This window comes from Streptomyces sp. NPDC001750 (genome assembly GCF_042892615.1).
In the GTDB taxonomy this organism is placed as follows: domain Bacteria; phylum Actinomycetota; class Actinomycetes; order Streptomycetales; family Streptomycetaceae; genus Streptomyces.
Map to the genome: position 1 here is coordinate 154,364 of NZ_JBIAUE010000015.1, position 13,421 is coordinate 167,784.

The window sequence follows — 13,421 nt, forward strand, 5'->3', positions numbered from 1 at the left end:
CCGTGCCGTGCGCGGCACCGCGTCTCATGCCCCGCGGTCGTACGCCTCCAGCCAGGCGTCCTCCGCGTCGTAGTCGAACAGCTGCTTTCCGTACGACCGAAGCAGGACGGGGAACGCCTCCGTCCAGTCCCTGCCCTCCAGCCGGCTGGCAAGCCATTCGACGGTCTCCGGAAGGGACTCCACGTACCCGGTCACCGGCCGGTACCCGAGCTCGCGCTCCGCGGCCGCCATGTCGTACACGACCGGATGGGCGATGGTCCACGGGGTGGAGCCGACCCCGTCCTTCCCGGGCGCGCCCGCCATCAGCACGTCCTCGGTCCGCCGGCCGAGCACCGCGTCGACGGCCTCGCCGATCTCCGCGACCGTCGGCGCCTGCGGATCCCCGGCGTTGAGCACCCGCGAACCGGGCCGTCGCGCGGACAGCCGGATCAGCTCGGCCAGGTTGGAGACATGGACCGGGTGGAAGCGGGAGGCACCCCCGAAGGCGAGCACCCGCCGCGCCCGGCCGTCCAGGACCCGCTTCACGAAATACAGCTCGCGGGGCGAACGGCAGTACGGCCCGTGGATCGCGCCGGCCCGCAGCAACGTCACCGGCAGTGCCTCGCCCGCCGCCAGCAGATCCCGCTCCAGTCGCACCTTCCGCGTCGCGTACGTGGCGTCGCCCGGGGGCACGGTGCACTGCGTCTCGGGGATCGGCACGGGGTAGCGCGGGGCCCCGTCGGGTTCGTCCTGCGTGTCGAAGCCGCGCCCCTGTTCGTCCGCGTACACCGCGCCACTGGAGATGACCACCGCCGAACCGATCCGGTCCGCGAGGCCGGTCAGCTGCCGGGCGTGGTCCGCCCCGTACGCCACGGCGTCGACCAGCACGTCGCAGCCGTCGCCCAGCGCCGCCGCGAGCGCCCCGTCCTCGTTCCGGTCGAGGGCCACCGCGCGCACCGCGCCGTCCCACCGCTCGTCCCTGCCACCGCCGCGCGAAGCGGCCGTCACCTCCCAGCCGTCCTCGACGAGCGCCCGCACGGCAGCCCGCCCGATCTGCCCCGTCGCTCCCAGTACCCATGCGCTTCCCATGCTCATGGGGCGACGGTAGGCCGGAACCACCGCCCACGACAGCGGAGTTCACCGAGCGCGGATTCGCTGTCGGCGTGACGGTTCGGGGAACTCCCACGGTTCGCCGGACGGGCCTGCCGCGTGCGTGCACCGGGGGGCGCCGCCCGCCCGGAGCACACCGGGCCCACCGGGGACGCGGACGCGATGCACGTGGGCGGTGCGCCGCGCTCACACCGGAGCGGGACCACCGACCCGCAGCACCACCGGACCCAGCAGCCCGCTCACGCGCTGGCCCGGGAAGACGAAGTGGGTCGGGCTCGTCGCGTCCAGGCGCGGCGCCAGCGTGTTGAAGACGACGACGTCGAGGACGTTGTCCCCAGGGCCGGCGAGTCCGGTCAGATCGAACACGTACGGGGAACACACCCGCACCCCGGCGAGGACGCCGCCGACCCGCACCTCGGCCGTTCCGCGGACCCGTCCGAGATCCAGTGACACCCGGCCCCCGCCGGTCCCGCCGGGCACGGTCACCACACGGCGGTACCGCACCCCGCCGCTGTACTCGGCCAGTCCCCGCGTCTCCCAGTCGCCGACGCGCATCCGTCCGGGACCGACCTCGCAGCGCAGCGGACCGGCCAGGGCCGCGCCCCCCTCCCGGCCCGGGGCCGTCCGGATGCGCAGGGCGGCCGTGCGGGGTCCGCGAGGACCCGTGGCCGGCAGTTCCACCGAGACGGTTCGCACGCCCCGCGCGCCGACGGCCACGGACACGGCGCATTCGGAACCGTCCACGAACACCCGCGTCGCGCCGCGCACCCGCACCGACAGCCGCGCGGCCCCCGGAGGCAGCTCGCACCACAGCCACTCCACCGCCCCCCGGCGGCCGGGCACCGCGAACCGGACCGGCAGCACCGTCCCGTCGTCCGCGTCCGGATCCAGCCAGGCGGCCCCCGGCAGCGGATGCGGACGGCGGCGCAGATACAGGGCGGCCGGATCGCCCACCTGCTCACGACGGACCGCGACCGGCACCCGCCCCGCCGCCGTTCCCGCCCACCAGCCGGCATTGCTGTGCAGCGCCGTGACCGGGCCGCCGCTCCCGTCCTCGAAGACCGCGTCCACCAGGACCGCCGGGTCGGCCCCGGGCGACGGCTCGACGGTGATCTCGTTGTCGCCGACGCGCAGGGCCCCCGCCACCTCGTGCCGACGCACCCGCGGCACCGCGTGCGCGGCGTACGGGTCGAATCCGCCCTGCCGGCCCACGATCCGTCCGTTGACGCGCACGACGCAGGGCACGCGCGAGGCCACCTGGACGACGGCCCGGGCGGGGACCGACAGGAGCCGGACCGTCGTTCCCATCGGCCCCGAGGCGTGGATCCACTCCGGGCGCCGACAGCGCCCCGGATCGCGCACGAGCGCCACATGCGCACGGAGTTCAATGTCCTGATCCGGCGTCAGTTCCAGCTCCAGCAGCCGACGGCCCGCCGCCGCCCGCACCGGCCCCGTCGCGAGATGGCCCCCGTCGTCCAACGGCACGGGCACGCCGTCGAACCGCGCCCGCTTCGCTCCGGCGGCCCCGATCGCGAGATGGCCGTCGAAGGCGGCGTCGAGGAACAGCTCCGTGCGCAGCCGCACCACCTCTCCGGCGGCGGTGGGACCGAGGTGGACGAACTCCTCCGGGACATGCCCCTTGGGCCCCAGAACGGCGCGGTGGACCGGGTCCTTGTGGATGCCCAGGGAATCGGACCACACCAGGACCGACCGGGTGCCGTGACCCGGCCCATCCCGGTCCACGACGGCGTGCGGGCCGAACGTCGCGTGGACGGTGTCCGTGACCGGTCCGCGCCCGCGGTCCGGCCGGGCCCACCCGTCCCGCACCCCGTCCTCCCCGGCCGCCTCCACCCGGTGCCGGAAGGTCCGGCACTCGGTGACCGCCGGGCCGGTGGGCGGACCGGACGCGGGGCGGGCGAAGTCGCCCCAGGTGTTGTCGAGGGTCGGCACCAGCACGACGTCCCAGTCCGCGTCGGCAGGGATCTCGACGACGGCCGGTCCGGGGACGGGATGGGGCGGCCGGGGAGCGGCGGGCACCGCGGCCGGGGGCTGGTCGGGAAAGACCAGCACGGCGGCCGGGCCCGTGTCGAAGGGGATGTCGACCTCCACGGCCCGCGCGCCGCCGTTCGAGGGCGGGACGGCACGCACCGGCAGCGCCCGGGGCGCGGAGCCGAACGGGTCCACCAGGACGGCCGGTCCCGCCACGTCCCGCACCCGCACCCGTGCGCGGCGCGCGTAGCGGCCCGGATCGAAGTCGTACCGGGCGTCCAGCCATCCCAGCGCGGCCCCGCGCGCGTCCGGCGCCGCGACGGACGCCCGGGTCGCCCGAGGGGCCGCCGCCGTCAGGAACACCACCGTGGCGTCGTCCGTACGACGCGCGAGCGCCGGCACCGGGGCGCGGACGGCCGGATCCAGCCGTGCGAACGCCGCCGCGAGCGCGCCCTCGTCGTCGGTCCCGGGGACGAACACGGCACGGCCGTCCGCGAAGCACGCGCCCAGCTCCTCCCGCAGCCCGTCGCAGCCGGGGCCGACGACCCGTTCGGGGAGGGCGCCGACCGCGACCAACGTGCCGCCCGCGGAGGCGAACTCGACGATCCTGCGGGCCGTGCCGTGTTCGAGGACCGTGCACGCGGGCAGCACGAGGGCCGAATACGCCTCCTGCGCGACCGTCAGCCGCACCTCCCCGCCGGGTGGCGCAACCACCCGCGCACGCGTCAGCGAGGCGTCGTCGACGACGTCCGCGTCGAGACCGAGACGGTCCAGGATCCCCGGCCGGGCCGTGAACCAGGCCATGTCCCCGACGAGTTCCAGATAGGCCGACTGCGCCCGCGCCGCCGCCTCCGTGACACCGTTCCGGGCCGTGCCGGCCTGTGCCGTGGTGGTGGGCAGCAGGACCGCGACGTCGCACAGATGGCGGCCGAGGCTCAGCAGCGCGCAGAGCCGGGTCACCGCGTCGGCGAGGACACGATGGTGACACCAGTAGGGCTGCCGCCAGTCGGTCGCCGGAGGCGCCCACTCCCACCAGCCGCCCTTCGTCGTGCCGTACACGGCATGCGGGTTGTAGAGGGTCGCACCGGCGCGGAGCCACGGCAGCAGCCAGTCGAACGTCTCCTCCGGGGTGCCGCCCCAGCCGGTGGAGTGGAACGCCTCGATCCAGGTGCGCGGCCGGCCGTACAGATGGGCGAGCGAGGAGTGGATGTGTGCGTCCCCGTGGTGGTCGCTGCCGGGTGCCGGGAACCAGCGGTGGGTGCGGGCGTAGTCGGCGTACAGCTCCACACCCGCGACGGGGTGTCCGGCACGGGCAGGATCCTGCTGGTCGCAGCCCACGAGCAGGCCGTGCCGCGCGTGCCAGTCCGTCAGCGGCCGGAAGAACGCCTCCTCGGCCAGTTCGGCGCGGGTCGTCTGGTAGTCGCGCCGGACGAGCGCGGGGTCCGGATCCGCCCCGTCCTCGTACAGGGCGTCGAGCCGTTCGACGAGGTCGTAGCCGCGCCGCCGCAGGAAGGCGTCGGCGAAACCGGTGGACCAGGTGGGCAGCGCCGGCAGCTCGTCCTGGAACGAGCCGACGACCACCGTCCCCAGCCGGCCGCCGAGGCGGCGCTCGAATTCCCCGTGCATCCGGTCCAGCAGCGCCGCGCACGCCCGGACGCCGAGGTAGTCGAAACCGAGCGCCACGTGGTGATGGAGCGTCAGCCGCCAGCGGCCGGGGCCCGGCGCCCGTACGACGCCGTCGTCCACCACGACCCGGATCGCCGGTCCGACGACGCGTCCGGCGGAGTCGACCGGTTCGGCGCGCGCCGCCAGCGGCCGGGCGCCCGGTGGGCACCGCAGTTCGCCCGGCCGTGTCGCCGTGGACGTGACGACGGACCGCAGCCGGTCGAGGCCGCGCCCCGCGTGGGCGGGCTCCTCGTCGACGAGACGTGCCTGGAGGTCGGCGCCGGAGAAGCCGAGCTGGTCGTAGAACCACAGACGTGCGCCGAGCGCCCGCGCGTCCTCGCACACGCCGTCGACCAGCGCCCACCACGCCTCGGACATGAACGGCGGGTCGTCGGCGTCGGAGCCGAACAGCGGCCCCGACGGCGCCAGGCCGATCAGGACGACCTGGTGCACCCCACCCTGCGTGAGCCGTTCCAGCTGTGCCCGCAACCGGGAGCGTTCGAGCGCTTCCCCGCTCCACCACCACAGGGCGACGGGCGAGAAGGCGCGCGGGGGATCGGCGAGGACCTCGGCGACGCACGGGGGCAGCGACGGTCCGTCCCGATCTGTCATGAGTCCCCCTCAGCCCTTGAGGCCGCCCGCGAATCCCTTGATCACATAGCGCTGGAGGAGCGCGAACACCACCAGGACCGGCAGCGCGGCCAGCACGAGTCCGGCGAAGACGAGCCCGTAGTCGGAGACGTACTGGCCGACGAAGGCGAACACCCCCACGGGCACGGTCTCCTTGCCGGACCCGCCCAGATACAGCAGTGGGGTGAAGAAGTCGTTCCAGACGAACACGGCGTTCAGAATGATCACCGTGCCGGTCACGGGACGCAGCAGGGGGAAGACGACCCGGGTGAACGCCTGGCGGTGGTCGCAGCCGTCGATGAGCGCCGCCTGCGCGTAGTCCGACGGCAGGGCCCGGATGAATCCGGTGTACAGGAAGACGGTGAACGGCAGCTGGATGCCCGTGTAGAAGAGCACCATGCCCTGGTACGTGCCGAGCCAGCCCAGGCCGTCGACGAGCTCGTAGAGCGGGATCATGCCCAGTTGGAACGGCAGCACGATGCCGAGCAGGAAGAGGACGTACAGCCCGTGGCCGACGCCGCGGGCGCGGCGCGCGAGGAAGCAGGCCGCGGTGGAGCCCAGGACGACGAGGAGCAGCAGGCTCGTGGCGGTGATGACCGTGCTGTTGACCAGGGCAGGGCCGAGCGACGCGGAGGACCAGGCGTCGCCGAAGTTGGCGAGCGTGGGCGGCGAGGGCGGGGCGAGCGGCGAGTCCGCGATCTGTCGGGGGTCCTTCAGCGCCAGGGTGACCAGCGCGTACACCGGGAACAGGAACACGACGGCGACGGCCGCCATGACGAGTTCCAGGACGTAGGGCCCGTATCCGTGCCGGGAGGCGGCCCGGCTCCGGCTCCGGCTCCGGTGCCCGGGACGCGCCTTCACGGGCGGCGGGGTCGGCGTGGCGTTCACGCGGTGACCTCCCTCGCGCGCAGGGCCCGGAGCTGGACCAGCGAGACCGCGGCGACGAACAGGGCGAGGACCAGGGCCACGGCGGTGCTGTAGCCGAACTTCCCGTAGACGAACGCCTCCTTGTACAGCACGGTCGACAGGGTCTCGCTGGCCGTGCCGGGGCCGCCGTTGGTGGCGGCGTAGACCTGGTCGAAGAGTTTGAGCCCGCCGATGGTCGACAGCATCACGTTGATGGTCAGGGCCGGTGCCAGCAGCGGCCAGGTGACGTGGCGGAAGCGCTGCCAGGCACCGGCGCCGTCGATGCGCGCGGCCTCGTGGAGTTCGGCGGGCACGCCCTGGAGTCCGGCGAGGAAGACGACCATCGAGTACCCGGCGTACTGCCACACGACCATGGCCGCGACGGACCACAGGGCGAGGGAGGGATCGCCCAGCCAGTCCTGGCGCAGCCCGCCGAGCCCGACCGCCCCCAGGAGGCCGTTGAGACCGGCGCCGTTCTCCGGGTTGTAGACGTACTTCCACAGGATCGCGACCATGACGGGGCTGACGACTGCCGGTGCGAAGAAGACCAGCCGCAGCACGGCCCGGGACCTGAGGCGGGCGTGGACGCCCAGCGCGAGCAGCAGTCCGATGCCGTTCTGGACGACGACCACGGCGACGGTGAGCAGGAGGGTGTTGCCGACGGACCCCAGCGCGCGCTCGTCGTCGAGCAGGGTGCGGAAGTTGTCCAGGCCGGTGAACGAGAAGCCGCCGATGCCGGACCAGTCGGTGAAGGCGTACATCACCCCGGCCAGGCTCGGGTACAGCACGACGAGGCCGTACACGACGAGCGCCGGGACCACGAACCGCCAGGGCGGGGCGGTGTGGTCGCGGTGCCGGGCCGGGCGGGCACCGGGTCGCGGCCCGGCACCGGACCGGCCGGTGGCGGCGGGCACGGACCGCTCGAACGTGCCCGTCACGGCGTCTTCCCGTACGCCTCGTCCATCCGTCCCAGGGCGCCGTCGACGTCCGTCTTCCCCGCGAGGAGGTCCTGCACGGCGGCGAAGTGGGCGGGCTGCACCTCGGGGTTGGGCCAGTTCTGGTCCATGAACGGGACCGCCCGGCCGGCGTCGATGAGCGGCAGGAATTCCCCGAGCACGGGGTCGACGCGGGTGGAGGGGCCGCGTCGGAACGGGATCGCGGCCACGGAACGTGCCCAGCGCTCGACGTTCTCCTGCCGGCCCAGGAACTCGACGAACTCCTTCGCCGACGCCGTTCTCCGGGAGTGTGCGGAGACGCCGAGGCCGACGACGACCCCCGCCGGGATCCACTGGTCCGACGCGTCGTCGTTGCCGGGGAACGGGAACATGCCGAGGTCGTCCGGTGCCCTGGCGGCCTGACGGAAGCCGGCGAGCACGGCGGAGACCTGCACGGCCATCGCCGCCTTTCCGCCCGCGACCATCGCGGTCTGCTGCTCGTAGGTCGTGCCGTTGGGGTTCGCGTTGAAGAAGCCGCGGCGCTGCAGCTCCTGGTACCTGCCCAGCGCGTCGGCCCACCCGGAGCCGCGGAAGTGTGCCCGCCCCGCGGCCATGTCGGCGTCGAAGCGGGGGTTCTGCGCGTGGACGGCGTTGGGCACCAGGGCGTACGTGATCAGCTGGGTGACCCAGGGCGTCTGCGCGCCGAGTGCGATCGGCACCACGCCTCTTGCCTTCAGCCTGGCGCACACGTCGAGGAGTTCGCTCCAGGTCCGGGGCGGTTCGACGCCCGCCTCGGCGAAGACCCGCTTGTTGTGGATGGCGCCGATGACGCTGCTTCCCGCCGAGTACAGGTACGTCCTGCCCTCGCGCCGGTACGCGGAGCGGAAGTTCTCCGGGACCTCATCGGTCCACGGCTGGCCGCTGAGGTCGGCGAGCAGCCCGGCGCGGGCCAGTTCGGCCATCGACATGGCGCTGCCGCTGCCGGGGTAGAGCACGTGGACGTCGGGGGCGTTGCCGCCGGCGAGCCGGGTGCGCACCAGCGTCTGCACCTGGTCCGTGGGTGCGAAGGAGGTCGCGAACCGGGCGCCGGGGTGGGCGGCGCGGTACCGCCCGGCCATCTCCTCCAAGGGCTTCTGCTGGTCGGCGACGCCCACCACGCGCAGCTCTCCGGAGCCGTCGTCCGAGGAGGAACAGGCCGTCAGCACGGGCGGAAGCGCCGCGAGCGCCGCGAGCGAGCCACCGGCCCGGAGGAACCCCCGGCGGCCGAACGCGCCCCGGCCGGGCCGGTCCCGGGAACCCGTCGTCATGGTGTGTCCTCCTCGTGCGAACGGGCGGGCGGAGGTGCTGGTACGGGGCGGACCGGGGCGGAGCCGACGTGCGGGTCCGGCGGCGGAAGGGCGGCGGTGAAGCGGTAGAGGCCGGAGGACACCCGGTACAGGACGTGGTCCGCGGCCGACGCGAGCTCGGTGACGTGGGCGTCGTCGGCGCCCGGTACCGCTCCCGACTCCCGGACCGAGCGGGGGTCCGTGGTGGGCACGTACACGTCGGCGGTGGAGCCGGGCGGCACCAGGACGCACAGGGAGATCCGGCCGCCGTCGCACTCCCAGCCCACCTCGATCGTGCCGCGCACCGACTCGTGACGGGCCCGCGCCTGGCGCAGGGGGCCGGGCCGTGGCCTGATCCGGAGGTGCCGGTAACCGGTCGAGTCCGGTGCCTGGTCGAGCCCCGCGACACCGCGGTACAGCCACTCGCCGATCGAGCCGAGCGCGTAGTGGTTGAAGGAGTTCATCGACGGCGCCCGGAAGCCCGCGTCCGGGGTCCACCCGTCCCAGCGCTCCCAGACGGTGGTGGCGCCGTGCCGCAGCGGGAACCGCCACGACGGGACCTCGTCGCGCAGCAGGAGCGCGTGGGCGAGGTCGGCCCGTCCGTGCGCGTCGAGGACGGGCGCGGCGAGCGCGACCCCGAGGAACCCGGTCAGCAGGGCGGGCCCCGCGGCCTCCACGAGTTCGGCGAGCCGGTCCGCGACCCCGTCGACGAGGTCGGGGGGCACCAGGTCGAAGGCGAGCGCGAGGAGACAGCCGGTCTGGGTGTCCCCGGCGACGCGTACCGTCGGCCGGCCGCCGCCCGGGGAGTGCGCGACGGTGACGAAGCGCTCCATGAACGTGGCGCGGACGGCGTCGGCCAGCCGGTGGTGGCGGGCCGCGACCTCCTCGCGGCCCAGGACGCCCGCGGCCCGGGCGGTCAGCCGGGCACTGTGCGCGAAGTACGCCGTGGCGACGACGTCGCGGGGGGTGGGGGTGCCGGGGGCGAGCCAGTCGGAGAAGTGCGGGCCCACTCGTCGGCGCCAGACCAGATCCGGGTTGTGACGGCGGATCAGCTCCACCCAGGCGCACATGCCGTCCAGCGCGCGGGACAGGAACCGGTCGTCGTCGTAGACCCGGTGGAGGTGCCACGGAATGATCACTCCGGCGTCGCCCCAGCCGGGCGCCCCCTCGTCCGCGACCCCGGCCAGGCGCGGGGCCACGTTGCCGAACCCGCCGTCGGGGGTGCGGGCGTCGTCCACGTCGCGCAGCCACTTGGTGAAGAACGCGGCCACGTCCGCGTTGAGCGCGGCCGTCGGCAGGAACACCTGCGCGTCGGCCATCCAGCCGAGCCGCTCGTCGCGCTGCGGACAGTCCGTGGGGACGCTCACGAAGTTCGAGCGCTGCCCCCACACCACGCAGTCGTGGAGGCGCCGCAGCTCGGGGTCCGAGCAGTCGAACTCCCCGGCCCACGGCGTATCGCTGTGCAGGGCCACGGCGACGACGTCGTCGGCGGCGAGTTCCGGAAGCCCGCGGATCTCGGCGTATCGGAACCCGTGATACGTGAAACGCGGCTCGAACACGATGCCCCGGCGGCCGTCCCCGACGAGCACATCGGTCGCGGAGGCGGTGCGCAGATTCGCCGTGTAGAGCCCGCCCGACCCGTCCAGTGCCTCGGCATGGCGGATCACCACCCGCGCCCCGGCGGCCAGTTCACCGATCCGCAGCCGCACCCGGCCCGCGAGGTTCTGCCCGAAGTCGACCACGTGCGTGTCGGGGGAGAGGCGGGTGACCGCACGCGGGCCGAGCCGGGCCGTCGCCCGGACGGGCTCGTCGACGGACGCCACGAGCAGCCGGTGGTCGGTCTCGACGACCAGCGCCGGTGACCAGCCGGAGTCGTCGAAGCCGGGCAGCTCCCAGCCCTCGGCCGCGTACCGCAGGTCGTGGCACTCGCCCATCAGCAGGTCCGCGTGACGCACGGCTCCGGTCCCGGTGCGCCAGGTGCCGTCGGTGACGACGGCGTTGCTCCGGCCGTCCGCACCGGTGAGGTGGAGTTCGGCCAGGAACTGGGGGGACGAGCCGTAGTGGGCCCCGGCCCTGCGCGGCTCGAAGCCGACGAACCCGCTCCACCAGCCGTCGGCGAGGGTCGCGGAAAGCACGTTCTCGCCGTCCCGCAGCAGGGCGGTGACGTCGTAGGTCTGGTACTGGATGCGGCGGTTGTAGTCGGTCCAGCCGGGCGCGAGTTCGGCGTCCCCGACCCGCGCCCCGTTGAGCCGGACCTCGTACAGGCCGCGGGCAGTGACATGGAGCCGGGCGCGTGCGACGGCCGGGGCGGTGAAGGCGCGCCGCAACAGGGGGCACGGCGCGAGCCCGTGACCGTCGAGCGCGAGGGAGCCCTCGGTGGGGGCGTCCATCACGGCGACCGGACGCGGGTCGTGGGCGATCCAGGAGGCACGCCAGGGCGCGCCGCAGACAAAGGCGGTCTCGAACCAGGACGTGGCGTCGACGGGCCGTGCCGCGCGGGCGGTCCAGACGGACACCCGCCAGTGGTAGCGGGTGTGTTCCCGCAGGGCGGGCCCCGCGTACACGACGGCGACGGCGCCGGCGTCCGTCACCCGGCCGGTGTCCCACCGCAGATGCTCGTCCCGGTCCAGGTCCGCGAGGCGCTCGGCGACCCGGACCCGGTGGGCCACGGGGTCGTCGCCGCGCAGCCCGGACGCCGACCGCCAGGACAGCCGCGGTGACGGTTCGTCGATTCCCAGAGGCGTGGTGCGGTGCTCGCACCGCAGACCGGACAGTCCGAGGGGCCGTGGCCCGGGGTGCTCCTCGGGGCCGCCTCCGGCGGAGCGGGTAACGGGCGCGTCCACTGCCGAGGAACCGGACACGAGCACGTCCTTCCGTCGCCCCGAGTTTCCCGATGTGAAATCTAACGGCCATTCTGTGGCGTGGAGACTAGGAGCACCTCAAAGGGGTGTCAAGGGTATGCTCCGGCCCTGCCCCGGACGCCCCATCACCTGGTCGAACTCCACCCAACTTCCCTTTGTGGAAGGGCATTGCGCCCCCAGCATGCGGTCTTGTGGCGGTTGATCCCGTGTGATATTCAGCGTGTGATTACCACATGGGTGGACGTGAAATCACGCGCCGATCCCACCTCGTACCGGACGGGATCCCGCCCGACGAAGGGACGAGTTTCATGCGTATGAACAATGGGACGGGCGGCACCAGGGGGCTCGGGAGACGGGCGATGATCGGCGGAGCGGCCGGCATGGCCCTCGCCGCGGCCGGGCTGACCGCGTCCGACGCGTGGGGCGACACGCCCTTCCGGGACGACCCGTTCGCCCTCGGCGTGGCCTCCGGCGATCCCTGGCCGGACGGGGTGGTGCTGTGGACGCGTCTGGCGCCCCGGCCCCTGACCCCCGACGGGACCGGTGGCATGCCCCCGAAATCCGTCGACGTCCAATGGGAGGTCGCCCAGGACGAACGCTTCCGGACCGTCGTGCGCCGGGGGAGCACGCGGGCGGTGCCCGAACTCGCCCACTCCGTCCATGTCGAGGTCTCCGGACTGCGACCGGGGCGGCACTACTACTACCGCTTCCGCGCCGGAGGCGTGCTGAGCCCCGTCGGCCGCACCCGCACCGCGCCCGCGCCGGACGGCCGCCCCAAGGAACTCGGCTTCGCCTTCGTCTCCTGCCAGGCGTGGTTCGAGGGCTTCTACACCGCCTACCGGCACCTCGCCGCGGAGGACGTCGACCTGGTCCTGCACCTCGGCGACTACATCTACGAGAACCCCATCGACGCCATGGGCGGCGTGCGCGGCATCCCCGTCGCCGCCGAACTGCGCCCCGAGCCGACGACCCTCGTGGAGTACCGCAACCGCCACGCCCTGCACCGCTTCGACCCCGACCTCATGGCCGCCCACCGGGCCCATCCGTTCGCCCTCGTCTGGGACGACCACGAGGTGGAGGACAACTGGGCGCGGGACCGGTCCAAGACCGACGACGAACCCGACCAGGACCCGGCGGTCTTCCGGCGGCGTGCGGCGGCGGCCTTCCAGGCGTACTACGAACATCTGCCGCTGAGGCTGGGGAACAGACCGAACGGCTTCGAGGCCCGGATGTACCGCCGCCTGCGCTACGGCCGGATGGCCACCTTCCACATCCTCGACACCAGGCTCTTCCGCGACGACCAGCCCTGCGGCGACGGCACCAGGAGCGGCTGCGCGGAGCGGCTGGCACCCGGCCGGACCGTCCTCGGCCCGGAGCAGGAACAGTGGCTGTACCGGGGCCTCGGCCGCTCCGACACCACCTGGAACATGATCTCCCAGCAGATCCCGGTGTCCCAGGTCGACACCGACCCCGGCCCCGGCCAGTCGTTCGTGATGGACTTCTGGGACGGCTACGTCGACGCGCGCAGGCGGCTGTTCAAGGAGATCACCGACCGCTCGGTGAACAACCCCGTCGTGCTCACCGGCGACATGCACCGTCACCTCGCCGCCGATCTCAAGCGCGACTTCGACGACCCGGAATCACCCACGCTCGGTGTCGAGTTCGTCGGCTCGTCCATCTCCACCTCGAAGGACGGCATGGACCTCGACCCGTCCGGCGCCCGGCTCCTCGCCGCGAACGAGCACATCAGGTTCACCAACTTCCAGCGCGGCTACGTGCGCTGCTCGCTCACCCGGGAGCGGTGCCGGGCCGACTTCCGGGTGCTCCCGTACGTCACCACGCCCGGTGCCCCCGTCTCGACCCGGCTCTCGCTCGTGACCGAGGCGGGCCGCCCCGGGGTCCGGCCCGCCTGACGGGGGTACCGGAGTCTCCTGCCGGGGGAGCCTGCGCGGGCGCGGGCACCGCACGGTGACGCGGACCGCCCGGTACTCCGTCCGGGCGCACGGCCCGCGTCCGGACGG

General features: G+C 73.9%; 7 protein-coding genes. 1 reads left to right on the forward strand and 6 read right to left on the reverse strand.

From position 1 onward, the window contains the following. Positions 1–24: 24 nt before the first annotated feature. From ACFYY6_RS23245 to ACFYY6_RS23270, 6 genes are all read right to left on the reverse strand, one after another. Positions 25–1,074: an NAD-dependent epimerase/dehydratase family protein gene (locus ACFYY6_RS23245; RefSeq protein WP_389194891.1), complete on the reverse strand. Its 1,050-nt coding sequence runs from the start codon at positions 1,072–1,074 to the stop codon at positions 25–27. Between the two features lie 201 nt (positions 1,075–1,275). Further along, complete coding sequence (locus ACFYY6_RS23250; RefSeq protein ID WP_389194894.1) at positions 1,276–5,355, reverse strand: hypothetical protein; 4,080 nt, start codon at positions 5,353–5,355, stop codon at positions 1,276–1,278. A gap of 9 nt (positions 5,356–5,364) precedes the next feature. After that, the gene (locus tag ACFYY6_RS23255) at positions 5,365–6,261 is read right to left on the reverse strand and encodes a carbohydrate ABC transporter permease (protein WP_389194897.1); all 897 of its coding nucleotides are present in this window, start codon (positions 6,259–6,261) and stop codon (positions 5,365–5,367) included. Beyond that, a complete protein-coding gene (locus tag ACFYY6_RS23260; protein ID WP_351516522.1) occupies positions 6,258–7,217 on the reverse strand; it encodes a sugar ABC transporter permease in 960 nt (319 codons plus the stop codon). Before ACFYY6_RS23260 ends, ACFYY6_RS23255 begins: the two co-directional genes overlap by 4 nt. After that, positions 7,214–8,521 (reverse strand): ABC transporter substrate-binding protein, encoded by a 1,308-nt coding sequence (locus tag ACFYY6_RS23265; protein ID WP_389194901.1) that lies wholly within the window; start codon positions 8,519–8,521, stop codon positions 7,214–7,216. The genes ACFYY6_RS23260 and ACFYY6_RS23265 overlap by 4 nt, the downstream gene beginning before the upstream one ends. Continuing rightward, on the reverse strand, positions 8,518–11,400 hold the full coding sequence (locus ACFYY6_RS23270; protein ID WP_389194904.1) for a family 78 glycoside hydrolase catalytic domain: 2,883 nt from the start codon (positions 11,398–11,400) through the stop codon (positions 8,518–8,520). Before ACFYY6_RS23270 ends, ACFYY6_RS23265 begins: the two co-directional genes overlap by 4 nt. Positions 11,401–11,708: 308 nt before the next feature. Between ACFYY6_RS23270 and ACFYY6_RS23275 the strand changes: the two genes are divergently transcribed. Beyond that, the gene (locus ACFYY6_RS23275) at positions 11,709–13,313 is read left to right on the forward strand and encodes an alkaline phosphatase D family protein (protein ID WP_389194907.1); all 1,605 of its coding nucleotides are present in this window, start codon (positions 11,709–11,711) and stop codon (positions 13,311–13,313) included. Positions 13,314–13,421 lie beyond the last annotated feature (108 nt).